The 25,786-nt window shown below is 61.5% G+C and carries 38 protein-coding genes; 1 reads left to right on the top strand and 37 read right to left on the bottom strand.

Annotated features, from left to right (window positions below; all coding sequences use genetic code 11):
* Positions 1 to 12: 12 nt before the first annotated feature.
* From ACOKS3_RS07055 to ACOKS3_RS06940, 24 genes are all read right to left on the bottom strand, one after another.
* A complete protein-coding gene (locus ACOKS3_RS07055) occupies positions 13 to 597 on the bottom strand; it encodes a tail assembly protein (protein ID WP_103446295.1) in 585 nt (194 codons plus the stop codon).
* On the bottom strand, positions 594 to 1,376 hold the full coding sequence (locus tag ACOKS3_RS07050; protein ID WP_029885684.1) for a C40 family peptidase: 783 nt from the start codon (positions 1,374 to 1,376) through the stop codon (positions 594 to 596). The genes ACOKS3_RS07055 and ACOKS3_RS07050 overlap by 4 nt, the downstream gene beginning before the upstream one ends.
* A 3-nt stretch (positions 1,377 to 1,379) precedes the next feature.
* On the bottom strand, positions 1,380 to 2,081 hold the full coding sequence (locus ACOKS3_RS07045) for a phage minor tail protein L (RefSeq protein ID WP_029885683.1): 702 nt from the start codon (positions 2,079 to 2,081) through the stop codon (positions 1,380 to 1,382).
* A gap of 34 nt (positions 2,082 to 2,115) precedes the next feature.
* Positions 2,116 to 2,463 carry a phage tail protein gene (locus ACOKS3_RS07040; protein ID WP_103446294.1) on the bottom strand — a complete coding sequence of 116 codons (348 nt, stop codon included), beginning with the start codon at positions 2,461 to 2,463 and terminating at the stop codon, positions 2,116 to 2,118.
* Positions 2,463 to 5,879 carry a phage tail tape measure protein gene (locus tag ACOKS3_RS07035; protein ID WP_103446293.1) on the bottom strand — a complete coding sequence of 1,139 codons (3,417 nt, stop codon included), beginning with the start codon at positions 5,877 to 5,879 and terminating at the stop codon, positions 2,463 to 2,465. Before ACOKS3_RS07035 ends, ACOKS3_RS07040 begins: the two co-directional genes overlap by 1 nt.
* A gap of 50 nt (positions 5,880 to 5,929) precedes the next feature.
* A complete protein-coding gene (locus ACOKS3_RS07030; protein ID WP_103446292.1) occupies positions 5,930 to 6,241 on the bottom strand; it encodes a hypothetical protein in 312 nt (103 codons plus the stop codon).
* Positions 6,242 to 6,276: 35 nt separating this feature from the next.
* A complete protein-coding gene (locus ACOKS3_RS07025; RefSeq protein ID WP_371418630.1) occupies positions 6,277 to 6,546 on the bottom strand; it encodes a phage tail assembly protein T in 270 nt (89 codons plus the stop codon).
* Between the two features lie 14 nt (positions 6,547 to 6,560).
* Positions 6,561 to 6,899: a phage tail assembly chaperone family protein, TAC gene (locus ACOKS3_RS07020; RefSeq protein WP_054886651.1), complete on the bottom strand. Its 339-nt coding sequence runs from the start codon at positions 6,897 to 6,899 to the stop codon at positions 6,561 to 6,563.
* A 9-nt stretch (positions 6,900 to 6,908) separates the two neighbouring features.
* Positions 6,909 to 7,424 carry a phage tail tube protein gene (locus ACOKS3_RS07015; RefSeq protein WP_103446290.1) on the bottom strand — a complete coding sequence of 172 codons (516 nt, stop codon included), beginning with the start codon at positions 7,422 to 7,424 and terminating at the stop codon, positions 6,909 to 6,911.
* Positions 7,425 to 7,476: 52 nt separating this feature from the next.
* Entirely contained in the window at positions 7,477 to 7,845 is a 369-nt protein-coding gene (locus tag ACOKS3_RS07010; protein ID WP_103446289.1) for a DUF3168 domain-containing protein, read from the bottom strand.
* A gap of 7 nt (positions 7,846 to 7,852) precedes the next feature.
* Entirely contained in the window at positions 7,853 to 8,317 is a 465-nt protein-coding gene (locus ACOKS3_RS07005; protein ID WP_103446288.1) for an HK97-gp10 family putative phage morphogenesis protein, read from the bottom strand.
* On the bottom strand, positions 8,310 to 8,651 hold the full coding sequence (locus ACOKS3_RS07000; protein WP_103446287.1) for a phage head closure protein: 342 nt from the start codon (positions 8,649 to 8,651) through the stop codon (positions 8,310 to 8,312). Before ACOKS3_RS07000 ends, ACOKS3_RS07005 begins: the two co-directional genes overlap by 8 nt.
* On the bottom strand, positions 8,651 to 9,127 hold the full coding sequence (locus ACOKS3_RS06995; RefSeq protein WP_103446286.1) for a head-tail connector protein: 477 nt from the start codon (positions 9,125 to 9,127) through the stop codon (positions 8,651 to 8,653). The genes ACOKS3_RS07000 and ACOKS3_RS06995 overlap by 1 nt, the downstream gene beginning before the upstream one ends.
* A gap of 3 nt (positions 9,128 to 9,130) precedes the next feature.
* Positions 9,131 to 9,520 (bottom strand): DUF7210 family protein, encoded by a 390-nt coding sequence (locus ACOKS3_RS06990; protein WP_103446285.1) that lies wholly within the window; start codon positions 9,518 to 9,520, stop codon positions 9,131 to 9,133.
* 43 nt (positions 9,521 to 9,563) lie between these two features.
* On the bottom strand, positions 9,564 to 10,778 hold the full coding sequence (locus ACOKS3_RS06985) for a phage major capsid protein (RefSeq protein WP_103446284.1): 1,215 nt from the start codon (positions 10,776 to 10,778) through the stop codon (positions 9,564 to 9,566).
* A gap of 14 nt (positions 10,779 to 10,792) precedes the next feature.
* Entirely contained in the window at positions 10,793 to 11,668 is an 876-nt protein-coding gene (locus ACOKS3_RS06980) for a head maturation protease, ClpP-related (RefSeq protein WP_103446283.1), read from the bottom strand.
* A 13-nt stretch (positions 11,669 to 11,681) separates the two neighbouring features.
* Entirely contained in the window at positions 11,682 to 13,079 is a 1,398-nt protein-coding gene (locus tag ACOKS3_RS06975; protein WP_258035841.1) for a phage portal protein, read from the bottom strand.
* A complete protein-coding gene (locus ACOKS3_RS06970; protein WP_103446281.1) occupies positions 13,079 to 14,776 on the bottom strand; it encodes a terminase large subunit in 1,698 nt (565 codons plus the stop codon). Before ACOKS3_RS06970 ends, ACOKS3_RS06975 begins: the two co-directional genes overlap by 1 nt.
* A complete protein-coding gene (locus tag ACOKS3_RS06965; RefSeq protein WP_103446280.1) occupies positions 14,773 to 15,246 on the bottom strand; it encodes a terminase small subunit in 474 nt (157 codons plus the stop codon). The genes ACOKS3_RS06970 and ACOKS3_RS06965 overlap by 4 nt, the downstream gene beginning before the upstream one ends.
* A 149-nt stretch (positions 15,247 to 15,395) precedes the next feature.
* Positions 15,396 to 15,734, bottom strand: a complete 339-nt coding sequence (locus ACOKS3_RS06960) for an HNH endonuclease (RefSeq protein ID WP_009685291.1) — start codon at positions 15,732 to 15,734, stop codon at positions 15,396 to 15,398.
* Complete coding sequence (locus tag ACOKS3_RS06955) at positions 15,734 to 16,099, bottom strand: hypothetical protein (protein ID WP_103446279.1); 366 nt, start codon at positions 16,097 to 16,099, stop codon at positions 15,734 to 15,736. Before ACOKS3_RS06955 ends, ACOKS3_RS06960 begins: the two co-directional genes overlap by 1 nt.
* Positions 16,100 to 16,159: 60 nt before the next feature.
* Positions 16,160 to 16,498, bottom strand: a complete 339-nt coding sequence (locus ACOKS3_RS06950; protein WP_225785886.1) for an HNH endonuclease signature motif containing protein — start codon at positions 16,496 to 16,498, stop codon at positions 16,160 to 16,162.
* Positions 16,499 to 16,686: 188 nt separating this feature from the next.
* Entirely contained in the window at positions 16,687 to 16,905 is a 219-nt protein-coding gene (locus ACOKS3_RS06945; RefSeq protein WP_103446278.1) for a hypothetical protein, read from the bottom strand.
* 3 nt (positions 16,906 to 16,908) lie between these two features.
* The gene (locus ACOKS3_RS06940; protein WP_047594930.1) at positions 16,909 to 17,232 is read right to left on the bottom strand and encodes a phage holin, lambda family; all 324 of its coding nucleotides are present in this window, start codon (positions 17,230 to 17,232) and stop codon (positions 16,909 to 16,911) included.
* Positions 17,233 to 17,518: 286 nt separating this feature from the next.
* On the opposite strand from ACOKS3_RS06940, the gene ACOKS3_RS06935 reads away from it, so the two are divergent.
* Positions 17,519 to 17,752, top strand: coding sequence for a DUF6555 family protein (locus tag ACOKS3_RS06935; RefSeq protein ID WP_054886663.1), 234 nt, complete (start codon positions 17,519 to 17,521; stop codon positions 17,750 to 17,752).
* 376 nt (positions 17,753 to 18,128) lie between these two features.
* On the opposite strand, the gene ACOKS3_RS06930 is transcribed toward ACOKS3_RS06935, so the two are convergent.
* The 13 genes from ACOKS3_RS06930 to ACOKS3_RS06870 all read right to left on the bottom strand — a co-directional run bounded on the left by ACOKS3_RS06930 (position 18,129) and on the right by ACOKS3_RS06870 (position 25,552).
* The gene (locus ACOKS3_RS06930) at positions 18,129 to 18,374 is read right to left on the bottom strand and encodes a hypothetical protein (protein WP_146048962.1); all 246 of its coding nucleotides are present in this window, start codon (positions 18,372 to 18,374) and stop codon (positions 18,129 to 18,131) included.
* A gap of 353 nt (positions 18,375 to 18,727) precedes the next feature.
* The gene (locus ACOKS3_RS06925; RefSeq protein WP_103446276.1) at positions 18,728 to 19,087 is read right to left on the bottom strand and encodes a hypothetical protein; all 360 of its coding nucleotides are present in this window, start codon (positions 19,085 to 19,087) and stop codon (positions 18,728 to 18,730) included.
* Positions 19,088 to 19,237: 150 nt separating this feature from the next.
* Positions 19,238 to 19,627: an antiterminator Q family protein gene (locus ACOKS3_RS06920; RefSeq protein ID WP_012313237.1), complete on the bottom strand. Its 390-nt coding sequence runs from the start codon at positions 19,625 to 19,627 to the stop codon at positions 19,238 to 19,240.
* Complete coding sequence (locus ACOKS3_RS06915; RefSeq protein WP_019752326.1) at positions 19,624 to 19,911, bottom strand: hypothetical protein; 288 nt, start codon at positions 19,909 to 19,911, stop codon at positions 19,624 to 19,626. Before ACOKS3_RS06915 ends, ACOKS3_RS06920 begins: the two co-directional genes overlap by 4 nt.
* The gene (locus ACOKS3_RS06910) at positions 19,908 to 20,414 is read right to left on the bottom strand and encodes a hypothetical protein (protein ID WP_060519518.1); all 507 of its coding nucleotides are present in this window, start codon (positions 20,412 to 20,414) and stop codon (positions 19,908 to 19,910) included. The genes ACOKS3_RS06915 and ACOKS3_RS06910 overlap by 4 nt, the downstream gene beginning before the upstream one ends.
* Positions 20,401 to 21,813 carry a replicative DNA helicase gene (locus ACOKS3_RS06905; RefSeq protein WP_422764656.1) on the bottom strand — a complete coding sequence of 471 codons (1,413 nt, stop codon included), beginning with the start codon at positions 21,811 to 21,813 and terminating at the stop codon, positions 20,401 to 20,403. The genes ACOKS3_RS06910 and ACOKS3_RS06905 overlap by 14 nt, the downstream gene beginning before the upstream one ends.
* Entirely contained in the window at positions 21,810 to 22,628 is an 819-nt protein-coding gene (locus ACOKS3_RS06900) for an ATP-binding protein (protein WP_060519514.1), read from the bottom strand. The genes ACOKS3_RS06905 and ACOKS3_RS06900 overlap by 4 nt, the downstream gene beginning before the upstream one ends.
* Positions 22,615 to 23,367, bottom strand: coding sequence for a helix-turn-helix domain-containing protein (locus ACOKS3_RS06895; RefSeq protein WP_256219724.1), 753 nt, complete (start codon positions 23,365 to 23,367; stop codon positions 22,615 to 22,617). Before ACOKS3_RS06895 ends, ACOKS3_RS06900 begins: the two co-directional genes overlap by 14 nt.
* On the bottom strand, positions 23,364 to 23,594 hold the full coding sequence (locus tag ACOKS3_RS06890) for a hypothetical protein (RefSeq protein WP_060519512.1): 231 nt from the start codon (positions 23,592 to 23,594) through the stop codon (positions 23,364 to 23,366). Before ACOKS3_RS06890 ends, ACOKS3_RS06895 begins: the two co-directional genes overlap by 4 nt.
* Positions 23,591 to 24,196: a hypothetical protein gene (locus ACOKS3_RS06885; RefSeq protein WP_060519589.1), complete on the bottom strand. Its 606-nt coding sequence runs from the start codon at positions 24,194 to 24,196 to the stop codon at positions 23,591 to 23,593. The genes ACOKS3_RS06890 and ACOKS3_RS06885 overlap by 4 nt, the downstream gene beginning before the upstream one ends.
* Positions 24,196 to 24,936, bottom strand: a complete 741-nt coding sequence (locus tag ACOKS3_RS06880; RefSeq protein ID WP_103446275.1) for a phage antirepressor — start codon at positions 24,934 to 24,936, stop codon at positions 24,196 to 24,198. Before ACOKS3_RS06880 ends, ACOKS3_RS06885 begins: the two co-directional genes overlap by 1 nt.
* The gene (locus ACOKS3_RS06875) at positions 24,933 to 25,223 is read right to left on the bottom strand and encodes a hypothetical protein (RefSeq protein ID WP_103446274.1); all 291 of its coding nucleotides are present in this window, start codon (positions 25,221 to 25,223) and stop codon (positions 24,933 to 24,935) included. Before ACOKS3_RS06875 ends, ACOKS3_RS06880 begins: the two co-directional genes overlap by 4 nt.
* A complete protein-coding gene (locus ACOKS3_RS06870; protein WP_103448204.1) occupies positions 25,220 to 25,552 on the bottom strand; it encodes a hypothetical protein in 333 nt (110 codons plus the stop codon). The genes ACOKS3_RS06875 and ACOKS3_RS06870 overlap by 4 nt, the downstream gene beginning before the upstream one ends.
* Positions 25,553 to 25,786 lie beyond the last annotated feature (234 nt).

Below are 25,786 nucleotides of genomic sequence, written 5' to 3'. Positions count from 1 at the left end.
TGTTGCCGCCGGTCAAAGCCGGTCTTGCGTGTAAATCCCCCCGGACTCGACGGCCCCGCCGATCTCCCGCTCGCCGTACAACAGCGGATAGGGGTTGCCCTGAGCAATCGTCGTTACCGCGCCACCGAAGCCATAGCTGGGATTGTTGCCATCCTCGTTGCGGTCGAGGCTGCCGGTCTTCGGGGTGGGTGAAAGCATTTGCACGACGCCCGCCGCAGCCATGGCAGCGCCGCCGACCATCATGCCAACGCCGATCGCAGAGGTTGTCCCGAATGTGAAGGCGCCAGCGACAATCAGCACCGCGCCGAGAATGGTCGTGAATAGCCCTGCCTGCTTGCTGCCCTGGATGATCGGCGCGATGCGGATGTCGCCAGCATCGTCGCCTTTCAGATCCAGATCGTCGGCCGACAGGTTCCGGTTGCCGGAGAATACGGTGAACACCAAGCCCCGCTCCTCGCCGTTGGACAGGAATTTTTCGAAGCCCGGGACCATGTTGCACAGGGCCTGGATGGCGTCGCGGGTGCTGTTAACATCCAGAAAGTACTCGCGCCCGAAGTGCTTGCGCAGCACACCGTACAGTTTCACCGTGCGCTTCATGGCTGGTAGTCCTTGTGCCGCAGGATCAGCCGGCAGCGGCTGGCCATCGACCAACCGTACACCTCGCGGGTCGAGGCTCGGCCGGCCATGTGGTGGTAGATGAATGGCCCGCTACCGCCGAGCGATGCCGCCGGCTCACTGGTAAGGTCCGGTTGACTACCCAGGTAGATGGCCGCGTGGTTCGGGTGGAAGCACGGCCGGCCAGGCGATGGCACCATGAACACCAGCATGTCGCCACGCTGCGGCACGTCCACCTGGTAGAAGCCGGCGCCAGCGAAGTTCGCCTCGTACAGGCTCGGGCCATCCTCCTGCTCCCACCACAGGTCATCCCGTTCGAAGTTGGGCAGCACCAGGCCGGCCTCGCGGGCGTACCAGTCGCGGCAGGCGCCCCAGCAGTCGAGCAAGCCGTGGGCGAACTCACGGCCCAGCAGCGGGGCCTGGTAGCCGGACGGCTTGAACCACTGCATATCGCCGCCGGGCCAGCCGACGATACCCCAAGGCACCTCGTGCAATTCACAGCTGACCAGGTCGGCCATGCTCGGCATGGGTGCAGCGTCGGGGTGGCTGTGCACGATCGCCAGCAGCTCGCCCTGGTCTTCGGCGTTGGCCAGGTCCTCGTGGTGCAGGCGGAAGTTCTCCCGCGGCGTCTTCGCCAGGTTGCGACAAGGCACGTAGCTACGCCCCTGGTCGGTCTTGATCAGCACCCCGCAGGCTTCGGCCGGGTACTCGCGTTCGGCATGCTCGCGGATCGCGGCCTGCAATGTCTGGTTGATGCGCATCGATTACCTCGAACTGGCGATCAGGCTCGCGCCCATGGAGCCGCCGAAACGGCGGGTGTTGCCGCGGAGCTTGCAGCTCTTCCAGCGCCCCGGGCAGCGGTCGAGCGCCGGGTTGTCGGTGGGCTCGTCCTGCTTGGTGTACATGGCCGCGCCGGTGTAGGCGCAAGCCTCGCCCCGGTACTGACCCCGGCAGGCCCAGCGGCACAACTTGGTGATCTGCTGGCTCGGCAGCATGATGCCGCCCATATCCAGCGGGCTGGACAGCTGAAACGTCACCTGCTGGCGGTCTTCATCGGTCTTTTGCTCGATGTACCAGAGGTTTTCCCGCGCCTGGTTGGACGCCTCCGGGTTCCCGTCGGGGAAGTTGGCCGCATCGAGGAAGTGCCGGAAGGTTTCGATGACCTTCACCTTGGAGCCGACCAGGTCCTTCAGGGCCAGGCACAGCGCGGTGACCGCGCCCCTCACCCCGTTGATTTCGTTGACCAGCTGCAGCGTCGGCGTGGCGGGCCGGCCGTCGCCACGGATGTCGAAGCCCTTGGCTTCCAGCTGCATCGCCGAGTACAGCTGGCCCTGCCAGATGATGTCGGCCTCTTGGGCGTGGCCGTGGAAGCGCATGATGTTGCCGCCCAGGCGCGTCGCGTCCACTTCGAACAGCCGGATCTGGTTGCCCGGCTCGAGCTTCTGGATATCGGATTCGAATGTCATGGGGCCTCAGAAAGAAAAACCCCGCAGTGCGGGGTCAGTAGGGGGTGAATGTCTGCTTCATGGTGAAGCTGATCTCGAAGAGCCCGGCGCCCTTCGGGTCGAGCTTGTAGCCGTTGGCCTTGTACCGGCCCTGCGTGCCGCCCGGCGGCGTCCAGAGGAAGGACTTGTAGCCTTCGTGCCGGTCGAGGAAGTCGCGCATCAGGCGCAGTTCTTCGCCGGCGTCGAGGCTGCCCACGGCCTTGTGCGACCACTCCTGGGTCTTGGTGTTGATCCCGGTACCGCCGGCCTGGGTGTAACCGTCACCGAAGTCGTTCTCCCACACCCGCTGCTTGATCTCACCAGCCGCACCCACCCGGGTGCAGAAGCTGAACGTTTCCGCCATCACCGTCTCCAGAGAATGCCGCCCTGCTGGGTGGCCTTGTAGATCGCCTGCTCCATCTGCTCCTCCAGCCCCTTGGCCATCATTTCACCCTGCCGGCGCGCGGCGTCGTCACTCATGCCGGGCTGCGCCTGGACAGTGACAGGGGCGTTGATGGTGACACCGCCGCCCCCTCCGCTGCCGGCGTCAGAGTTGTTCGCATTACGCAAGTACTGGGTCAGGTCCTGGTTCTGGTTCGGGTTAAGCACGCGCTCGCCGCCATCGAGCAGCCAGGTACCTTCTCGGGGGATGTTGTCGATACCGTCGTGCGCCATGCCCATCAAAGCGCTAGACGCTACGCCGGCCACCAAAGGTGCTGCAGTAGCAGCGGCAGCCGCTGCGGCTGCGGGAGCCATTGCCGGGCCAACGATCGGTATTGCTGCAGTAGACGCGAACGCAGCCAGGCTCGCCTGAAACGCGGTAGCCTGCGCATTGGCAACCATCGCCAGCCCTGCTGACACTTGAGTCGTCTTGCCGACCGTTAACTGCACGGCCTGGTAAACAAGCCATTGCGCCGCCATGTCTGACAGAGCCTGAACGAATGACTTGGCGAAGCCTGTCACCATGTCGATCAATCCGTCGCCGGCATCCTTCGAACCAGTGGCCACATCCGACATGAACGAACTGAGCTCGCTTCTGGCACTCCCGAGAACAGAGCTCGTGGCATCGGAAGCCATGGCGGAGTAGTTTTTCGCTTCATCAGCAAAGTTCTGCCACGCATCTCGCACGCCATTGAGCCAATTGCCCTGCATCTCGTCCTGCTGCTCGTAGAAGTTACGCTGATGCTCAAGGCGAATCGCCAGGGCATTGTCGAGAGCATCGGTCTCTTTCTTGTAATTCGCCTCTGCGTCCGGATCTTCAGCAAGTACCGCCTCTTTGTACTCCTTGTACATCTCGCGACGCTGCTTGTTGAAATCCTGCTCAATGGACAGAATCTCTCGGAAGCGTTCGCGGTACTTGTCGCCCTGGCCAGCGCCAGCAAGCTCCATGTCCAGGCCTTCCTTGGCAGTTCGGTTATCCTCACCGAGGTTGAACTGGAGCGCAGCGAGCTTTTTGGCATCCTGATCTGCTTTGAGCAGAGCCTTCTTGGCGTCCAACTCTGCCGCCAGTCCTTCCAGTCGCTTACGCTGCTGTGCGTTAACGCCCTCCAACTTCCCCGCCGAGATCTCGAAGGCCAACTTATCTACTTCGGTGGCGTTCTTGCGCTTGTCGGTCGTTGTGTTGATCAGCTCGATCTGTCGCTGATATCCCTCTTCCATGTCTTCAAAGCGGCGGCCTAGAGCTTTGCTATCCTTGTCGCCCGCCTTCGACTCCTTCAAAGCCTTGTTCGCCTTGTCGATTGCGGCGGCGGCATTCAGGGCCTTTTTCTCGTCGTCCGGCGAAAACTTCACTGCGCCGGCGGCGATCTGCGCCCGCAGCTTCTCGACCTCGGTCAGCTTGCCCGCGACAACTGCCTGTTTTTCTAGATTCTTGAGGTAGGTGCTGCCCTCCTTGTCAGACGCCAGGCGGGAGCTGTTCAGCTCCTTCTGCACCGACTGGATGGCCAGCTTGAGCGCGTCAGCTTTCTCCTTCGAGGCATCGAGCGACGTTTCGAACGGTACATCGCTCTTGTCGTCGACCCCTTTCTGGAAGCGCTCCTGCAGCTTTTCGGTTTCCTTGAGCTCGGCCTGCAGACCTTTCAGCCGATCCTGCAGCTGGTCGTAGGACTGGGTGCTCAGGTTCTCTGGCAGCATCGACCTGGAGGCCTGCCGAATGCGCGTCGAGGCATCCTCGAAGGCGTTCGCCGCCTTGCCAGCGCCCTCCTCGGCTTTATCGCCAAAGTCGATGAAGGACAGCGCCAGCGCGCCGACGGTTAGAATCAGGCCTGGCCATCCGGCGGCCATGCGCAATACAGCTGCGCCAGCTGTCCGCAGCGTCACGAGAGCAGCGCCCATTGTGGTGGCGGCCGAGAACCATGCTCCCATTGCTACAGTCGATGCCGTCTGGGCAACGGTAACCTGTGTGGTCGCCACGGCCAGGGCTTCCTTGGCCACCGTTTGCTGATTGATCGCCGCAGTCATCTGAGCAGATGTTGCAAGCGTCGTGGCTGCCAGTTTTGCCTCTGCCGCTGCAAGCTGATTGGTAATCGCAACCTCAGCCAGCCGCAACTCGGCCATTCTTGCCACCGCCTGTTGACGGCCAACATCGGTGATCTGCGCTTGGAGCCTTTGGGCTTCCAGCACTTTCTCAGCAGCCAATGCTGCCTGAACTGATTGCAGCCTAGAAACGTCCGAGGCCAAGACCTGGCGATCGGCGCTTACCCTAGCTTTAGCGCTCGCCACAGCCCGTGCCGCGGCTTCCACATCAGCAGCAGCCCCAGCACGAACCGCCTCCGCCCTGCGCAGCTCTCCGGCAGCGGCGACCGAGGTCATGTAAGTCTGCTGTTTAGTGGCCTGGAAGTCCGCCCATTTTGCAGCGCTGGCATTTACAAAACCGGTAGCCACACGCGCCAGAGCCACATAGAGCCCGGTTTTCAGCAACTGGGTATAGGTTTGAACGCCATTGGTGTCCCATGCCTTGGATAGCTCAAGGACTGAGCTTACGAAGGTTTTCGTCACCCCAAGCGACTCGTCAAGCGTGCCAATCACCCTCATTGCGCTGTTCTCCATCACCTGGAAGGCTCCGGAGATGGTGGTTTGCGATCGCGCAAACGAATCATCAATCGCCCTGGTCTGGTTGAGGATCGCGGCGAACACCTCCTTGGAGGTCAGCTTTCCTGCCTCGCCCATAGAGCGAAGAGACTCGCGCGCGACACCAAGACCATCTGCAATCGCCTGTGCCAGGCCTGGTGCCTGCTCAAGGACAGAGTTCAATTCTTCCCCGCGAAGCACGCCGGAGGCAAATGCTTGGCCCAATTGCACCAAGGCGCCCTGGGCCGCTTCCGCAGAAATACCGCTCGCGGACATTGCTTTACTGATGTTCTGCGTTACCTGGGCGATTTTCTCTTGGCTTGCGCCAAGCTGGCCGGAGGACGCTGCGATGCGTTGGTAGAGCTCCGCAGTTGCGTCCAGCGACGACTGAGAGTTCTGCGCGATCGAGAAGACTGCTTGGGACTGTCTGGAAAAATCTTCGAAGGTTTCCGAAACTTGCTTGATTCGGTTTTGGACGCCAACCCACGCCTGCGAATAGTGGACGATCTGCTGGGCGCCAAGATATGCAGCAGCGGCACCGGCGATGGCTTTGAAAGAGGACATGACGGCCGCTGAAGCACTGTCCGCGTGACGCTCAACATGAGCCATGCTCCTCTGAGTTGATCTGGCGGCTTGATCCATGCCCTGCTGGAAACCGCCAATCCTGGCGATCAGGTCGAGCGTCAGTGTGCCCAGGGAGCGACTCGCCATGCTTTCCTCCAGGCGAAAAAAAACCCGCCGAAGCGGGCTTTGTTAATTCATTACTGATATGGGTTCGCCATATCGGTTGTTGTGTAGCTGACTACCTTGCCGGATGAGTCGAGTATCACGCTCAGCCCCTGGCTCTTGTAGTTGCTCCCAGCGAAGCCAACATACGAGTAACCCCAAGACATGATCTGGGTGCCGTCAGAGTTCTTTGTCACAGCCAGTGGCTTGCCGAAGCTGGCAACCAGATCGTCGCGGGTCGTCGTTCCCTGCTGAATAGCATCCAGCTGTGCCTGGGTAACCGGTTTCCCGTAGCTCGCGCAAGCGGACAAAGCGAGCACAGCGGCTGCCGTAAATACCTTCCTCATGATTGCCTCCTGGCAAAATGAAGGAATCTACCACGTCAGTTCCATTCCGCCATTGCCTGTTCCAGTGAAGTCCCCGGCCGAGGGTGATGTGGCATGAAATCGTACAGCTCCGATTTTCCACCAGCGCCGCGGTTGATCTGCAGCGCTATTAGGGCTCCGGTGAGCTCGGCTCGGCGCGCAACGTTTAGCGATCCGTGCTTGTCTCGGTAAGCGACCCAGGCCAGCACTTCCGCATAGGAAAGCGTGGCCTTTGCCTCGGCGATCGTATTCCCACCCACTCCATTCAGAACCAATTCATGCCACAGTTCGTCGGCCAGGGTTAGCTCTTTGCCGGCGGGTTGTTCACCTCGTTGACGGCATTGAGCAGGACGATGCCCAGGGCCGAGTCGAGGTTGACGGCATCATCGAACGGCAGCTCCTCGGTGCCGTCCTTGCCCAGCATGATCGAGGCGGCCAGGTAGCGGGCGTTCTTGAAGCGCTCGGCCTCGCCGCCGGCGAACATGGCCTCCATGACGCCGAAGGCGTGCCGGCGCACGTGCACGGTGAACTTGTCGGTGATGGGCTTGCCGTTCTTGTCGGCGTGCTTCCACTCGACTTCCTTCGGCACCAGGGCGTCGGCGATGACGCCCCCTTTCTTCTTCAGTTGCGCGAGATCCATGGTTACCCCTTAAGCGGTTTTCGGTACCCAGGCGGAGCCGCCCGAGCGCTGGATGGAAACCGCGGTGCTGACCACGGTGTTGGCGGCGAAGTCGAAGGGGAAGTCAGCGACATAGCCCTGGAACAAGAACCAGGTTCGACTCGCTGGCAACTCGAAGTCATCGCCGTCTGCGTTTACTGTCGGCAGCGCGGTCGGCTTACCTTCAGCATCCCGCGGGCCGTCGGACCAACCCACTGCCCATTTCAAGGTGGTGTCACCATTTGCCTCGGACAGCTGATGCAGCCGGACATGGCTCGGGCTTTTCGGATCAGCGTTGATGGTCAACGAAGCCTGGCCCGGAGTACGAAGCCCCGGCTTGTAGGTGCGTTCGTCGGAGCTGAGGCAGGTATCCTCGATCTGCTCTTTGGGGGAGCCGCCGGGGTTGAAGGCGGTGGCGCACTCCACCTCCATCACGGTCATCGGGCCGGTACCGGTGGCAGGCGGTACCAGGGCAAAGACCTGGGTGCCTTGGGTCAAAATCGACATGGTGGTCTCCTGTCGGGTAAAAGAAAGCCCGCACTGGGCGGGCTCGGTTGGTTCATCGGGGGACTATCCAGTCCACGTCGAAACTTCGGTGGAAGTCCTTGGTATCCGGGTCGCGGTCAGTGGCTCCCCAGCGGACGACATAGGCGCGCGGCTCGATCGCTGCACACAGCGCCTTGGTGACGGCCAGCACCGGCGCGCCGGTTGCGGCATACACGTCCAGCTGCAGGGTGAAGCCGTCGGTGTCTGGCCTGCCGGCCAGGTAGTTCTCAGGACTACCGGAAATCACGCTCCAGACGACATATGGCTTCAGCGGTTTTTCCGGCCCTTCCCCGAAGGAATACAGGCGGCAATCGATGCCTGAGCCGATGAGCGCGGCCACCCCGGGGTCTGCCGAGCAAACGGCGAAAATTGGCGCTTCCATGGATTCCTCACAGTGCTGCGTCGATTTCCTGAGCGAACACCTGCACGAAGCGCTCAGTCACGGCGTTGACGTTCGTGGAGAACGCCGGCCGCATGAATGGGGCGGGCGGGTTGTGCTGGGTGCCGAACTCCAGGTAGCGCCAGTGTCGGGTGTCGCCGCCGGGATTGCCGCTGGCGTCCTGGCTGTGTTGGTTGGAACTGGCGCCACCGCGAACACCGACCTTCATCACCACGCCGCCTTCGCGCCGCCCCTGGCGGGCAGATTCCTGGGTGACGATGTTCTTCCAGACCTTCTCGGCGGTTTCTGGATCGTCGAGCGTCCGCGCCCGCGCCTTGGCGTCGTCCCTGACGATGTTCATGGCCTGCCGGGCAGCCTTACGCAGGCCACTGCGGCGCAGCTTGGGAGCCAGGCCAACCATCTTGTCGGTGGCAGCCTTCAACCCCTGCAGGCTGGCACTGATACCGTCAGCCATCTTTCACCCCCTTCGATACCAGGATCGTCAGGTACTCCAGCCCCGAGTTGGGATCCGCCAAGGGCGGCCCCTCCATGCTGTAAACCTCATCGCGGTAAACGATGCGCATAGTGGGCAGCAGGCCGGGCCGGTATCGGATCACCATTCTCGCCGTGGCTTCGGACTGGGCTGCCTGAGCCGCCACCAGATCGCGGGCCGATAGCGGCTCGACACGCGCCGGACACTTCGTCCAGCGCGCCAACCACTGGGGTTCGCCGTATTCACCGGTAACCGGATCCCGGGGAATGGTCATTTCCTCGATGTCGATGCGGTGCCGGAGCTTACCGGCCTGCATCACACACCCATCCGGATGCGGTACGGCATCAGCAGGTGCTGGGACGCCAGCGGCAACTCGACTGCGGTCGTCCCGGTTACCACTTCCTCACGGTTGGCGAACAGGTGACCCAGCTTCAGCAGACAAGCAGCCTGGATCGCAGGGTTGATTACCATGCCGTAGGCGACGGCGTCGGCTTGATCGTAGGCGTCGGCCAGCGCCTGGCGGGCATGCTCAAGCAGGCGGCAGCGCAGTGTATGATCCTGCTCGCCATCAGCAGCAGCAACCGCCGCCGCGTTTGCCTCCCTGGCTTGCTGCATCGAAGCCGATACGCCGGCGCGGGCCTGGTCGAGAGCCACCTGATCCAGGTAGAAACGACGATTGAGGAAATTCATCGCCGCATCCTCCGCCGCGCCAAGTTGCGCCTCGACCAGCACCTGGTCTTCCGGCTCGGCCAGCAGGTGATGCATGGCCAGATCGATGGCGATTACTGGCATGGGTCAGTCCTCGGCCTGCACCGGCTCGCCGCCGGCGCTCAGCCGCTCAGCTTCCGCGTGGGCTTCTTCCTGATTTCCGGAGAACTCGCCAACCTGATTGCCTTCGGCGTCCACGACGATGTACTTGCCTGCGCCCTTGTGCTTCGCCTTGAAGGCGGCGACTGGCTGCGCGATCGGCAGAGTAGCGGCGCCCAGGCTGTCGGTGGTCAGTACGCCAGCGCCAGCAGCATCTTCATGCGAAATGGTCACCACCACCTCGCCTTCGGAGTCGTCCAGCTCGGCATAGCCCTTCTGGATCAACTGGCGCCCGTGCTGCTCGATGGTTTCGAAGGACGTTCCCGCAACCAGCGTCTGGCCGCCCAGGTACAGAGGTTTCAGGGTCTTCAGTTTCATGAATGCCTCCAGGGGCCGCCGATGGGGCGGCCCTCGTTCAGGGTTACGGGGCGACCGGCGCGGCGAAGTCACCGAAGATGAACGCTTCCGGACGTTTCACCGCCAAGGCGGCACGCTCTTCGCAACGGATCGAGATCAGGTTCTTCTCGAAGTCGTCGGCGTTCTCGGTCGAGATGACCACGTTGGCGTCTTCGCGGTCGAACAACTGAGCGCCGGTCTGGAATGCGCCAGTCAGGAACTTGCCCATGAAAGCAGCGACCTCGGTAGCCACAACAGGCAGCCCCCACAGCACAGGGCCAGCCAGGCCCAGCGGGTTGGCGAGGATGTAGCGGCCCAGCGTATCTTTGGTCAGCTCGATCTTGGCCCAGTCCATGAAGTGCAGGACATGGCCGGAAGCCGGCAAGCGCGCCAGCTGGGCTTGCAACATCGCCAGGCGGAGATCATCGATGCCCGAACGATCCTCCACCTCGAAGGCCGGGACATATTTCGAGGCCTGAGGGACGATGCCGTGCAGGTGCACGCCAGTGCCGTCACCGAACAGGATCTCCTGCTCTTCGACGTACTTGAGGCCGTAGCGCATTTCTACGTCGATGGTCGAACCCAGCTGGGCGAAGTCGTCCAAGATCTGCTTGGAGGCCTTGAACATGTGGGCGATGGTCGATACCGCGGTGAGCTTCGACGCGAATTCGATGCTCGAGTACGGCTTGGCAGTGCCCTCGGCCACGACTTTGGCGGCGTTGGTGAAACCGGTCTGCTGCACCCAGAAGATCGCCGGGGCGGTAGTTCGACCCGGGGCGATCAGGTCGCGGATGAACAGCCGCTGCTTCGGCGCGGTGTCGATCCCAGGCAGGCGCTGAGGCTCGACGATGCCGGCGGGAACATCGGTGGACAGCAGCGCGGCGCTGACCGGGATGTTGACGCGCTTGCCGCCCTCGATGCTGGCCGCGAACTGTTTGAGAGCTTCGCTCTTGATCACCACGCCGCCGAGGCTGTCCTGGGTTTGCGGGGTGCCTGGCGAAGGCAGGCGTGCGAACTCCTGTTCGAGCTCGCCAAGCTGGGCTTTCAGCTGCTTCTCGGCCTCGGTCAGGCTGTTGAACTTGGTGGCCATCTCATCGACGGCGGCCTTGGTCTCTTCGGACAGGCTGCCGGCCTTCTTGGCCTCGGCCAGGGCGTTTTCGGCCTGTTTACTGAAATCGCTGGTGGCCTGTTTGAGCTCGGCGGAAACCTGCTTGAGCAGGTCAGCGGTATTGTCTGCCATGGGATTGTCTCCGGTTACTTGAGGGCTGCTGCCGAGAACCGCGACATGGCGGCCTGTAGTTCGGCAAAGTGGGTGGCCAGATCGGCCTGGTTTTCGGCAGCGCTGCGCGTACCGGAGGGGGCAGCGCCTGGCGTACCACCCTTGAGTTCTTGAATGAGGGACCGCCGCTCGGAGCGGGGCATGCCCTGTTTGGCCAGAATCGCGTCCAATCGGCGAGCTGCGATCTGGTGCGGCGCCCTGGCTTGCGGGTCTTCCTGCGCGGCATCCGATGGGAGAAGCCCGTCAGCGAAGCCGGCGTCGACAGCCGCGCTGCCGCCCATCCACGTCTCGACGTCCATAAGGGCGCGCATCGCTGCGGCCTCATCGCCGGTCCTGACCGAGTAGATGTCTGCCAGGGTGCCGTCGATCTGGTCGAGGAAGTCAGCGACTTCGGTGAAGTCGTTTCGGTCCCCTGCAGCAATGGTCCAAGCGTTGTGGATCATCATGAAGCCGGCTCGGGCGATCTGGATTTCATCGCCAGCCATGGCAATGAACGATGCCGCCGAGGCTGCCAGGCCAAGCACCTGTACGGTCACCTTGCCCTTGTGCTCGCGCAGCAGGTTGTAGATCGCCAAGCCTTCGAAAACATCGCCACCGGGACTGTTGATCTTCACGGTGATGTCTTTGTCGCCGATGCTGCGAAGTGCAGCACTGACACGCTTGGCGGTGACGCCCTCGCCCGTCCACCAGTCCATGCCGATCGGGTCGTACATGGTGATGGTGGTGGAGTCGTCACCGGCCGCCGCCTTGATCGCTGGATTCCAGCGCTCCATGGCCTTCGGCAGTAGGTCGGACTCGACGCGCGCGTGCGGTCGCACCGCCGGCGCCGCCGGTAGTGTCTTGAGAGTCATGGGTTACTCCAGGTCAGGCCGCTTTGAGCAGCGGCATCGATATCAGCGCGTGGGCCATCATGGGTCCGTCTGGGTTCCCGGCTTCCAGAGCCTGGGATGCAAGCTCGACCGCCTTGTCGATGGCCTCTCGGTCATCGTTATTGCGCGCCGAGACCAACCGCAGCATGAATGCCGAGGCCGCTGGCGAGACGCCTGCACTCGGCTTCCCGAGCTGATCTAGGGGCACCAGTGCAGACTGGACCGTGTAGGTGTCGCCACCCGGTATAGGCGGCAGGTTCTCCAGTCGGCGCACCTCGTTGCGGGACATCCAGCCATTTTGCAGGGCCGTGTTGTACCAGGCGCCGCGGCCGGCGCTGTCCGCGCGCAGTAGGCCTTCCACCGCAAACTCAGCGAAGTAGTCTTCAGCATCGGCTTCACCGATCAGGCAGCGAGTGATCTCCTGCTCGATGTTGACCAGCAACGGACGTAGGCTGTTGGTGAGGAAGTGCAGGTTCTGCGCCTCAACTGAGGCAGCCCAGCTCGACTGCTTGTCCATATGCCCAACCATGAACGGTGGCACGCGGAACCAGCGGCACATTTCCTCGATTCCGAATGACCTGGACTCCAGCATCTGGGCCGCCTCAGGGTTCATCGTAATGCCCTGATACTTGAAGCCCGCTTCCGCCACCATGATCTTGCCGGCGTTCTTCGATCCCATGAACGCCTGCATGCTGGCCCGCAGCTGCTCGCGCTGTTGGGGCGTGATCTTGGCGTCGCTACTCAGGATGCCGGACGCCTGCATGCCCTGTGCGAACACCTTCGCCGCGGCTTCCTCGATCGCCATCGCCGAGCCGAAGATCTCGCGCCCGGTGGTGACCGGAAGCATCCCGCACACCCCGTCCAGGCCAAAGCCACGGATGTGCATCAGGTTCTTCTCGGGAATGTCGCGGTCCACGCCATTCTCGTTGTAGGTGTACTTCAGGCGCCCGTTATCCTGCCGCTTCACCCTCATGGACTGGGGCAGAAGCGGCACCAGGGCGATGATCCGGCTGCCGATCATCTTCTTCTCGACGAACGCATTGCCTCGAAGGCAGATGCTCGCTACCACCAGCAGCATGAAGCGCTGCGGGGTCATCTCGGCGTTCGGGATGCGACAAAGCACGCGGAACAGCGGATGGTCTTTGGCGACCTCGCGTGATCCATCGGGAAGGCGCCGGTAAAGCTTGAGCGGCAGGGTAGAGACGGACTCTGACAGCAGCCTTACACACGCCCATACCGTGGACAGCTGCATGGCCTTGTCGACCGATACGTGCTTACCAGATGCAGAGCTGCCGAACCATTCTTGCCAAAATGCGCCGTCCTTCAGGCCGATGGGCACCCCGAGCCAGTTTTGCAGCGCAGCCTTCACCCGGCCCGGTTTCTTGTCGGCCATCAGATTCCTACCATGATCGGGTTATCAAAGAAGCCCTGGAGATCACCAGAGCCTTCCGGATTCAGCGCCATCAGCGAAACAGCATCGAATGTCGACATCAACGGGTCGATCTTCGCCGAGCCGCTGGCCTGCTTGGTGATCGTGATGGCATTGCCTTGCGGAACGACACGGGCATTACCGACGCACCAGTTCATCAGCGCGCTGCCGCAGTGGACCAGCTCGCCCCCGGCCACTTTGCGCTCGGTCGTCTTGATCGCGCCGTTGAGCTTCCAGCCCTGCGAGATGGCCACGATCTGTTCCATGGTGATCCCGCGCTCTTGGGTGGTGAGCTCGTCGACGATGTCGCCGATACCGGCCGAGTCCACGCCGATTGCCAGCTTCTCCGGCAGCAGGCCGCGGTCCCTGATGTCGCAGATGATGTCGGCTACCTGCTGGACATCATCACCTGGTAGATCAACGACGGTCAGATCGCCCGCCTTCTCGAAGTCCCTCAGCGCACTGGCGATATCCTTCCGCCGCTCGAACACGATGTTGTGCGCCCAGGCGTGCGCCCAGTGGAGCCATTGGCGAGTGAAGGGCTCGCGACCGAGCACAGTCAGGCCGAGCAAGTCGTCAAGGCCGCCTCCGTCGATCCCCACCGTGACCACTTCAGAGCGCTGCAGCAGGCTCTCCAGAGTCAGGCCAGCCTCGGCTCCAGCTTCCCAATGATCAGCGCCCGCCCAGCGGTCAGATCGCAGGTCAAGCCCGATTTCGACGTTGAGGTGTTTCGCCAAGAAACCGCGAATTGCCCCCTCGCCCTCTGCCTGCGCCTCCTGATACTTCTGCTCGATCACCTCCTGATCGACAGAAAGCCCCCAGTTGGGGTTGGTCACATGGGCGTTTGCCAGGTCACGATGCTCGTTCCGCTCGATCATCTCTTTCGGGAACTCGTAGATCACCGGCAGGAAGCGCCGGTCCTCTATCTCCCCGTCACGCACTTTGCGCGCGTAGTCCAGCTTGGCCTTGAAGGCGCCGGCCGGCGGCTCATCGGACTGGGTGGTGCAGTAGAAAACGAACCCCTCTGGGCGTGACGCCAGGCCGCCGGTGGCCTCGACCAGCATCTTCGCCGACTTGGCCTGCTTACCGAACTCCCAGAGCTCGTCGATGAACACACCAGTCGCTTTCTTGCCAGTGACAGTGGCCGAGTCGGCCGCCACCACCTTCAGGTTTGCCTTGTTCAGGTTGTCGGTGACGATCCGGTTGTATTCCTGCACATGGAACCTGGCCTGCAGGTCTTCGTCCGCATCGATCATGTCTCGGATCGGTTTGAAGGCGTTGTCAGCCGCTTCCTTCGTCGGCGCCAGGATCAGGAACTCGCCAGAGGGTCGGGTGTTCAGGATCAGGGCCGTGAGCATGATGCCCGCGGCGATCGTCGACTTGCCGTTCTTCTTGCTGACCATCAGGAAGTAGTTGGTGATCAGCCTGCGGCCGGCGTCGGCGTCATACGCGCCGAAGAGCGCGGCCACAACGTCGAGCACCCAGCTGCGGCAGGTATCCCCCATCAGGGGGCTGCCGTCGGCATCAACCATTCGAAGGTTGCAGAACACGTCGAGAGCATCTTCTGCCTGCTCGGGGAAGATGGGCTCCACCGGCACAAGTGCCTGGCCACGGACGATCCTGCTCTCCCAATCGGGGCACGCGGTAGTCCACTTCTTCATTTGACGGCCTTCAGGTGGCGCTCACGCAGCCCGAAGCGGTTGCCGCTGGCTCCCACCTTCGCCGCTTCTTCGAGCTTCTGTTCCTTTTTGCCCATGCCGGACTTCTTGCCGTGAAAGTACGGGAGCGCCGACTGGGCAGCATTGCGCCGATCAAAGATCTTGGCCTGGGGATCGTTCATCAGCGCCAGCAGCCAAACGAGCGGATCGTCGGTGTTGGGCAGGTCGACCAGGTCGCCCGACTCGTCACCCGCTGGGTCGGACTCGAACGCCTCTCGCTCTGGCTCCGGCTTAACATTTCGGGGCGCCTTTAACTTTTCCAGGGCGGCAACAACGTCAGGGTCTTTGGCGAGTCGAGAACCTGCTGCCGAAGCGCTGCCCGCCGCATAGCCTGCGGCTTCCGCCGCTTCGCGATTCGAGGCACCAGCAGCCTTTGACTCGACAAAACGGCGCTTTTTCGATGTTAACGCCATTAACAAAAACCTCTGAAACGGGAAAAAAATTCACGCGTGCGGGGACGGGTGGTCTGGAAGCGAAAAGCCATGAACTCTCCACCCACCCCTCCCCTTAAAATCGGGGAAGTGACGTGCTTCAAACAGATGAAGCACGCCATTGACGTGCATCAACCGATCTGGCCGGCGGCCTCCTCGGCTGCCTTCACCACATCGTGACAATGCCGGCACAGGGTCTGCCAGTTGCTTCGGCTCCAGAACAGCTTCATGTCGCCCCTGTGCGGGACGATGTGGTCGACGACAGTACCTGCGGTCACCCGCCCCTCACGCTGGCAGTACACGCACAGCGGGTTGGCCTGGAGCCATTCGGCCCGCGCCACTTGCCACTTGTACCCATAGCCACGCTGGGCAGCTGTACCCTTCGCCGTTCGCCATGACTCCGGGTTGACCGTCGCCAGCCTTGATGGCTGCGCCTGCATCGGTGGCTTGAGGGACGTGAGCCTGGCCATCAGCGGCCACCGTGAACGGGCGTGCCATCCAGGTAGGCCAATGGCACGGCGTCAGGATCTACATCGTCACCGTCAGCCAGCGCTTCGATCAGCGCCAGGTTCTGGGTGGCGATCTGCTCCAGTAGCGCAGTCTGCTTCCGCTGCTCGGCCAGCAAGTCGCTCACGCTTGGTTGCAGCTGAGCAGTGATGCCCGCCTCAAGCACGATCAGCTCACACTTGAGTCGATCAGCCGTCCCCGCCAGGTGTTGAGTCAGTCGCTCGCGCACCTCCGCCTTGATCGGGAATGGAACGCTGATCACCAGCAGGTCGCCCTTCTTCGGGCTCAGCTGCTCGATCTGGTGTGAAAAGGTTTCTTGCTCGCTCATACGCTACCTTTGTCCACTTCAACGCCCACTCTCGATGCTTCATACAAGTGGCGCATGTCATTAAGCGGCCTCCGCAGAAAAAGGGTGATGGCGCCGCTTCGCTTCGAGGTAAGCGGCCTCTGCCATCTCTTTATCCTTGAATCGGCCTATGTTGATTCGCTTTCCTTGGGTGCTCAGCTGAGCCCTCCAGGTTTGCGTCTGCTTATCCCATGTAATCCCTCGGACGCCGCTTGCGCCAGGTCGACGCTTGCGCATGTTCTGCAAGTTTTCGTGGCGCCTAAGCACCCGCAGGTTCGAGAGCCGATTGTCATCTCTCTCACCATTGATGTGATCAATGTCATGGCTGGGCCAGGCGCCATGGACGAGAGCCCAAGCTACCCGGTGGACGTAGAGATTCACACCATCCAGGCGAAGCTTCAGATAACCGTTGGAGCTCTTCGCTCCTTCAATCCTGCCCGCGTTCGGCCCTACAACCCTTCTAAGCACGCCGGAAGCAGGGTCGTAGGTTAACTGTTGCCTCAATCTATCGATGGGAATCACTGCTCAGTCCCTCCACTCGCGCCGGGCGGCGCATCCACTGCAGGCCATCACTCACCGTCCAGCCGAACATGAGTACCGTCACAGTTGAACTCAACGACCAGCCGCGTCACCTGTCCAGCTTCTTGAATCAGCTGGACCTTGGTCTGCCCTGCCAACACCTCGCCGCTGAACGCGTCATGCAGGCAAACGTGCATGCCGTCGCGCTTGACGACCAAAGGCCGCGAGGAGAGCAGGTACTTGATACGGGATTGCTCTGCCGTCCTCATTGATCACCCCTGAGCCTTGCGAGAAAGGAAAAGGTCGGAGTAGCCGCGAAGCTTCTCCACACCCATGAACCCGACAGCGCCGCCGGCGAATGTGGCCATACCCTGTGGCAAGCCCATCCATTCGAGCAGCGGCACCAGGGCTAGGGTGATCAGGCCGCACAGCGCACCTTCCAGCAACATCTGCCGACGGTTGCCTCCGCCATACATCACGCGGAATACAGCGATGGCGACCGACAGGCCGGCGGCGTAGAGCTGCGGCTGGTGGGCGATCACCCAAGCGATGAGTGCGGCCCAGAGGCCAGGGTCTTTCTCGGGCATCGGGGCCATCTCGATTCCTCCCTTTGCGGGGAGCGGAAAAAGAAAAGGCCCGCCGTTGTGGCGAGCCTAGGAGTGGGTGCGGAAGGCTGGGGCGACCAACCACCCAGCGAGAACAGTAGAGGAGCCTTATGCCCAGCGAGGTGGCTGCGCCTGGGCCGAGGTCGGTCGGGCCATTGCTTGCTCCGTAAATGAAAATTCGTGCACCGACGTAAAACCGGTCGGATGCTTGCCCAGGAGCCCCCTAGAGGCTAAAAGGAATGTTGCCCGATCTGGCCTCACTAGAGGGAACTAATAAATGCCGATCAGTGACATTTTTTTAATCGCTTACAAGCTCCACGGGGAGGCTCGCGAATTCATCGTCCGCGCCGAGCGAATGAATAACGCTGAGGCTTGGCACTGGGCGGCCTGCGAAGCTGGCGTAGGAGTCATTCCTAAATTCACTGCTTCAGATATCAGGAAGGTCTCTCGACCTGTTGCTGAGCGCTTCGGCATAACCGACGTCCAATGGCGGAGGTCAGCCACCCTATGAAGTACCGCATTGACTACAACCTCAGAGGCCATACCAGGTTTTGGATCTGCGATTGGTCTACTAGGCCGAGCGAAGACAATGTACTCACCGCTCTCCTCCGCCTGCATGCCTCCACTGACGCCCTGTCCGAGATGCGCGCACCGCGCCGCTTATCACATGATGATCTGCGCATTGCGGTCGCCGATTTGGGTATCTCGGATGTACGCATTGAGGGGGATAAATAGCTATATCGGGATACCCAGGCCGACGCTGGGAAGTACGCCGGTCACTGCAAGGGCGCCGGTACTCGGCTCGGCCATAGGTGATGCTCCAGAAACGAAAAGCCCCGGTAAATGCCGAGGCTTGAAATAGTTCGCTCGATCTTCACGCCCAAACCCTAAAGTAGTTTCGCATGTCCTTGCGCTTCGGAAACATCGAACAACTGCCTGATAAATTCAAACTCATCAGCAGTCAGACCTCGTTTCGGGGAATGCTCCGCGAGCACTGATGATTTATGTTCTAGTGCGGCTTGCCATGCCTGCTGCCAGATAGTCCATTCGAGGTTGGTAGACACATCCAAATAGCCTTCATTCAACCGGGCAAGCAAATGTTCAGGCCTGGAAGCCTCAAACTGGTCACGCATTGTCTCTTTTTCACGCCTAACGGTTATTCGAACCTAGGGTATCGGCATGGCCACTCACAATTTTAGGCTTATCGCAAAAAATGGAGAATGGATAACTGGCATCGGGAGATCGTCAGAAATTAAAGGCGCCCGCGAAATGGCGAGGCCTTGGAATAAGTTGCGGAGGGCCGGCGCGTATCCGGCTTGTTGGTCTGGATCGCTGGGTCACGTACCCCAGACTCTCATCGCGTAGTCGATCAGGGAGCGCACGGCTTTGATCGACGCCACTACCGACTTAGCCCGGCTGCCCGAGCGTGTCATCCGCATAAGAAAAAGCCCAGCGGGAAAGCTGGGCTTCTTGAAATAGTTTCGCTTTAGGCTCGGCGCTCACACCCCGGCCTAGAGGTGTCAATGATCAGGTCGCCCTCGACACGGAAACCGATCATACCGAACAGGAAGGAGTGGTTCAGCTGGCTCATCACGACATCGGTAAGGCCCACAGCACATTCGTCCTTCTGAATCGCATGATCCATAGCGGTCTTCATGTTAGGGATGCCGGTGGGGAAGATGATGACAGGATAGTTATCCTCACCAATCACTCGCGGTCCCTTCACAAACTTCGAGGAGTTGATGTTGTAATTCTTGGTGCTGGCCACCGTCATGTCTGCAACACGAACAGTGCAGCCAGATACGATTGCGGCTGCGGCGATGACTGCGAGTACGGCTTTCTTCATGGTTCCCTCCGGTTTGAGGGCGCGAAATATATCAAAAAGCCATCACTATAAAAACCCCGACGCAATGGCCGGGGTTCGTTGGTGTCGCGTTGCTTGCAAGCTGGACACGCTGCTATGAAAGCAGGTGTTTATCCGCCCGCATAGAGATTTTTAAGCCGCCTCTCGAATTTCTTCGAGCGCGCAGTCAATCCATGCCACGCCGGCCTTGATGATCTCCCGGGCCTTGCGCTCGGACATGCCTGCTTCCCTTCCGACTCGCATGGCTGGGTGCTTTGAGCCGTAGTAGGCCCAGACGAAGTCACCCATTTGCTGGTTGCGCTTCGTCAGCCTGGCCACCGCTCCGTCGATGATCAGGGCCAGGTCGTCTGTGATGACATGCTGCCGAGCACCGCCCTCGCTGGGTACGTTGTCGCGCATGAGCGCATAGAGTGGTGACACGTAGCGTGGCACCCCCATCTCACTCATTCGCCACCAGCCCCACTGCTCGAGCATGTATTCGGTGTCGCCCAGCGCCTTGTCCACGTAGGTTCGTTTCTTCATGCAGCCCTCCGGGGCGTTGGGTCGGTGTCCAGGCCGAACAGCTCGCGCAGCAGCTTGTCAGCGTGTTTGTTCTTGGCGTTGCCTTCGGTGATCCAGCCCTTGGCGAACTGCTCGAAGCCAACATTGGCGCGCGCGGCGTGCCAGTCAGCCACGATGTCCATCAGGGCCGCTGATGCGATGCGGCCGTTGTTCTGCTCCAGCAACATGCGGTTGCCCACCTTGAGGAACTTGCACTCCACGGCGGTCAGGCTTTTGCGCGGCAATGCCACAGTTACGTTGCTCATCGAGAACCCCCTTGGGCCGCACGGGCCTCGGCAATTCGCACATACCCCAGAAACTGGTCAGCCGCCATCGACTCTTTGATCACGTCAAGGATCATCCGGTCCAGGCCCTGCTGGGATTGCTGCTTGGCCTCCTTACGTAACTGTCCACAGCGGTACAGGGCGCGGGTACGGTCATGGTTGATGTGCTTGAGCGCTGCCTTCGCCCGGTTGTACCAGGCTCGGTCGTATGGCGTGCCCTGGATGGCACGCTCGACGGCCTGCGCCAGCGACAGCTCCAGGCAGATAGCGTCAGCCACCAGCTGCTCATGCAGGGTCTCGCAGGCCTCCAGGGTGTCGGGCAGCTCGCGGGGCCCAACTAGGCGCGGGTGCGGTTCTGCAAGCTTAGGGGTATTGCCAGTGGCAACTGGCTGTTCCGCGCCGGCACGCCTCGTCACGCTCACCGACACGACCGGGGTTGCAGATTTGCCAGCGCCAGCGCGTGGCCAGAAATTAGAAAGATTCATGCTTAGCTCCTTTGGTGCGGTGGCGGCCGGCAAATGTCCTGCCCATTTCGACTTCTTCGTTGCTCGGCTGATACCCGACCAGCTCGGCAAACCTGTGATAGGCGCCCTGATGCTGCACTCGGCAGAATCCGGTCTCGCCGTGGCGGTTTTTGTCCACGATCAGCTCGGTGACGCCCGATTGCCCCTCTTCGGACTCGCTGTCTCGGTGGACCAGCACCACCACGTCGGCGTCGGCTTCGATCTGGCCAGAGTCGCGAAGGTCGCTCTTCGTGGGGCGCTTGTTGGCGCGGTTGCTTGGGCCGCGGTTCAACTGCGCCAGCACCATCACCGGGACGCCAAGCTCCTTCGCCAAGCGCTTGATCGACTTGCTGATGTCGGTCACCTGCTCGTATCTGCTGGCCGACTTGCTCTCGCCATTGACCAGGCCGATGTAGTCCAGCGTGACGGAGCCCAGGCCGTGCTCGCGCTTGACGGTCCGGCAGATCTGCCTGATATCCCGCATCGTCAACGAGGCGTCATCGCAGAAGATCAGCGGTGCACCATCGAGCTTGCTCACAGCCGCCGTCAGGCCTGGCCAATCGTTGTCGACCATCGAATGACCTTCGGTGATGTGCTTCAGCTGCACGCTACCCACCGAGGCCAGCGACCGGTTTGTCAGCTCCACATCTGTCATCTCAAGGCTGAACACCAGCGACGTGGACTTGGCCACCAGCGCCACTCGCTCAGCGATGCCCAGGCCCAAGGTGGTTTTGCCGCTGCCTGGGGCGCCGGCAATAACCACCATGTGCCCGGCGCAGATGCCGGGAATGAACTTGTCGAGCGATGGCAGGCCGGTGTCGAAGCCCAGCACCACCTCACGATTGAACCGGCGATCAATCCCGTCGATTGCCTCGGGCAGGATCTCTCTCACGAAGCGGTACCGCTTGCGGGCATCCAGACCTTCCGCCTCAAGGGCGATCCAGGCCTGCTGCCCCTGCGCCAGCACTTCGTCCAGCGAGTCGCCATCTTTCAGGCGCTCCGACATGATGTGCGCAGCGGCGATCACCCGGCGGGCCACCGACCGCTGCTTCACGATCCGGGCGTACTCCGCGAAGTTTGCCGCGCTCGGCGTGTTGTGAGCGATGTGAGCAGCCACCGCCAGCGTGCCACGGCCGTCTGCCAAGGTCGGCCTGGCATCTGACAGGGTTACCACGTCTATCTGCCGCCCCTTCGCCTTGAGCGCCAGCAGCAGCTCAAACAGCTCAGCACAGTCGGACTGGTAGAAATCACCGACCTCAAGCTTCACGTCGTCAATGAGCGCTGGCTGGTGGATCATGGCGCCGATCAGGGCGTGTTCTGACTCAGGGCTGTGCAACCGTGACACATCCTTTGTGCAAGCCGCGTAATCTTGGCTGATCATGCCGCCCCTCCTACACGCGCTGACGACCAGGTGAAGGGCGCCAGCAGGCCGCCGTTCTCGCGCAGGCGGTCCATGGCTCGCGGCCCGATGTAGGCCGGTAGCTGCTCACGGTCCTGGTTGCTGATCAGGATCGTTGGGCGAACAAGCTGGTAGCGCCGGTCGATCACCTCGTGCAGCAGGCTCGGCATGAAGTCCTTGCCTGGGCGGGGCGTGTGCATGCCGACCTCGTCGATCACCAGCAAGTCGACAGCGGCCAACTCAGCCAGCAGGTCGGACTTCGAAGGCCCTGCGTTGCTACGGAAGCTGTCCGTCACGGCCTGCATGATTGCCTCGGCAGTCACATTCAGGCCTTTGGCGCCGTATTCCCGAACAACGTGCTGCAGGATGGCGCAGGCCAGGTGAGTTTTCCCGTTCCCGACCTCGCCCAGTAGCATCAGTGCGCGGCCAGCCCGGTAGTGGCCTTCGAACTCCTCGGCGTAGCGCCGGCAAATAGACTGGGCGCGGACCTTGGCCGATTCAGCGTTGGTGATGAAGCTGTCGAACGTGCAGCCCCGGAAGCGCGGCGTGATGCCGGTGGCGAAAAGGTCACGGTTGAGCTCTTCGGCTTCCTTCTCAGCGTACGCAGCGTCACGCACGCTGCCCTCGCACTGGAGGTTCAGAGCCTCCCAGCGGCAGCGCGGGCACTCAGTCGCCTTCCACCCTCCACCAAACTGCTCGACCTGCTTCGTTTCGTACTGGCCATGACCAGGTGCTTCACATTTGGCAATGCCGGTGGCGCGCTCGCCTGGGGCTGGACTGAATTTAGATGAGGTCATCAGGGTACATCTCCTGGTGATGGGAGGGCACTTGCAGTACTGCGCTACGCGATCCGGTAGCTGGAGCGCTCCAAGCGTCCTGTTTGAGTCGATTCACAAGCCATTCCGTCTTGAACCCCTGCCAGCCAGCCGTCATTGCTTCAGCCAGTGCCTTGTCGGAGCTGATGCCAGCTTGGCGGCACGACTCCAGCTCCTTCAGCACGGTGTTCCAGATCGTCGTATTGAGCGGGCCTTTCTTCTTCCGGAACTGGAAGTAGTCACGGGCGGTCTGTTCGGTCAGATCAGGCGGTGCCAACTCAAGCATTTGCTCGACCGTGAAACCGTCATTTCCCCTCTTACGGTTCCTTGATGGTTCACCTTTGGGTTCTATTACGGTTCTGGGGGCATCTGGTGCCGGGGTGTCCGGCATCTGGTGCCGGGGTGGGGGGCACGTGCTGCCGGGGTCCCCGGCATCTGGTGCAGGGGGGCATTTAATGCCGGGGGCATAAGATGCCGGGGTTACGACGTAGTAGGTCGACCGCCCTGCGCGCTCTTTTGCCACCAGCAAGCCGACACTTTCCAGCCACCGGATCGCGTTGCGCACAGCCCGCTCCTTCAGGCATGTGCGCTCGCAGATCCTGGCAATGGACGGCCAGCAGACGCCATCGTCATTGGCGTTATCCGCAAGCGAGATCAGGACCGACTTTTGAGCGGCGCTCATTTCGAGCGGCCAGCAGGCGGTCATTAGGATGGTGCTCACAGGTCAAGCTCCTCCGTAACTCGGCGCACAAAGGCGTCGTAGCTCTCGGTCATCTCGAAGCCCTTGTCTTCCATGGCCTGCCGACCAGCCTTGGCCAGCTCGTAGATAGTCCAGCGCTCGCGCTCGGGCAAGCCCTTGAACTGGGTGTAGGTTGGCCAAGGTCCATTGATGATCTTTGCTCCTGCGCGCTGCGGGAGCTCCTGGGCTGGGTTCGTGGTAATGGTCATTGGAGAGTCTCCGATGAGAGACCCGTAATACCGCTCACCACCTGCGCCATATCCGTCAGCGTGCCACCGGAGAGTCGGCGGACCAGGATGCCAAGGGCGGTGGTGGCGTTGATTGCCTCCACGGCCACGGTCGCCTTGATTTGCGCGTTGTCAGCGGAAAGGGTTGCGTTGGTGCCAAGCCTGACCTTATCGCTGGCGTTGTACGCGGCGCAGGCCAGCTCCAGGTTGCCAAGGTGGGAGTAGCCATCTGGAGGGGTTGGGCTGATGAACGCGCCCGCGATCGGGATCAGCTGGTCCGGGTAAGGGGCGCCCTCCAGCAAGTGCCGGCCCATGGCCTCCCAGTGGTCTTGAGCCACGACAGCTGCGTCATGACCTGTCTTGCGCGCGAACAGCACCTTGAGCGCGTAGAAGGCCCGGATTAGGTCGATGTGAGTGTCGTCCTCCTTCTCGATTGAGTACTCGGGCTCGTTGATCACGTCGAGCGTGTCCTTGATGACCTCGAAGCACTTCAGCAGCAGGGCCGCGTCGGTGTACTTCCGGAAGGCTTCTTCGCTGATCACCTCAACATCCGCAGGCGCAGGGAAATTCAGAACGTTGCTCATCATTGGGCCTTCTGGACCAGGCGGAACCGGCCCTCAAAATATGGGTGGGTCGCCTGGGTGGCGGTTACCATCGTGGATTCGGACACGAAGCGGTGGAAGGCGGCGGTGACGTGGCTTTTCGACCAGACCAGGTACTGCGAGCCGAGGGCTTCTTCGTGGCCATTGCGGACCATGCCGGCCGGGTTTGGCTGGTTGGGCCAGACCTTCAGCACATAGTCCACGACGGCGCCCGACAGGCCGTGACGCTTGAGCATGGTTTCCTTGATGCGGGTCAGCGACTGGCAGTTTTGCGGGCAGTGATCCCACACCGTGGTCTGGCTGAGGTCGTCCACTCGCCTCTCGATTCGCTCCAGGGCGATCTGCTGCTCGCGCTGCTGGCGTTCGACGGCCACCAGGTGATTGGCGTTGGCGGCGGTGATCTCGGCCTGGGTCATGGGGCGGGCTTGCTGGCCCTCCAGTTCGTTCAGACGGGCAAGCACACGGCGGCGAACGCCCTTCGACTCGCGCATGGCGACCAGCTTGCACTGATCGGCGGTGAGGCGAAGCCCTTCGGACTGGGTATTGTTCAAATTTTGCACTACGAAAGTTTCGTAGTGCTCCCCGTCGAGCTCATCCTTGCAGCGAGCAACGAAATCGTTATGACGAACCGCCCCTTCGCCGAACGCAGCGCGGGCTTCGTTGACGAGCGCCAGCAGCTCAAGGGTGTCCATGGTGGTGAAGGCGGCAGAAGGCAGGCTCATGCCGCGCCTCCCGCGCCACGATTTCGAGTGGTGGCTTTCTGTGGCGCGGAGTTCTCCTCGTAAGTCTTTCGGAAATGCTTGATCTGATGCTCGACGTCACCGAAATTGGTGTCCTCAAGGTACTTGGCCAAGTTGGCCAGCGCGTCTGCGGTACGACCCCCGTCTTGCGTATGGCTTAGGTGGATGGCGCCTGCCAGAGCCGCCATCCACTCGAGATTTTCCTTGCAAACCATGAGCTGGAATTCAGCTTCTGCAGCCACATCTGCAACTGTCGGGGCGGCCGTCATACATCACCCCCGTTTCCAGCAGCTGCAGCCACGCTTTTCTCAACGGAGAAAATCAAGGCGCTCACGGTCTCTCCGAGGAAGCACAGGGCGGCCATGCCATCGCAGTAAGCCATTTCCCCCATGTTCAGGCTGTCGTGCATGTGCTGACAGAGCTGGCTCAACCCGGAGGACAGAGTTCGGGCCGCGCGCAGCGCGTCTTCTGCTCCCATGCCTGCCTCCACACTGAGCAGTTGATCACTGGTGTTCGTGATTGGCGTGTTGAGCAAGCCGATCTTGCGAGTGAGGATTTGTTGCGCTGGTGATGGCTCGGTGGTATTTTTTGGGTGCACGATATCGTCCTCCACAGACGAAGATTCACAAAAGGCTCCCTGCAAGGAGCTGGTTAAGAAGCCCGGCCTGCGAAGCCGGGTTTTTTGTGCCCGGGATTTGGGTAAGCCCCATCATCCACAGAGCACAAAATCTGCAACCCCCTCATCTGAGAGGGTCTGGGCCTACCCTGGGCGGGGCTGGCGAATAGTTGTTCGTGCGCACATATCACATCTCCAAAAACTGCAAGTCACACC

It is taken from the genome of Pseudomonas sp. HS6-2 (genome assembly GCF_049325675.2).
Classification (GTDB): Bacteria; Pseudomonadota; Gammaproteobacteria; order Pseudomonadales; family Pseudomonadaceae; genus Aquipseudomonas; species Aquipseudomonas putida_N.
The sequence above is the reverse complement of the archived record's forward strand: the minus strand, read 5'-3'. Positions and strand labels throughout refer to the sequence as shown.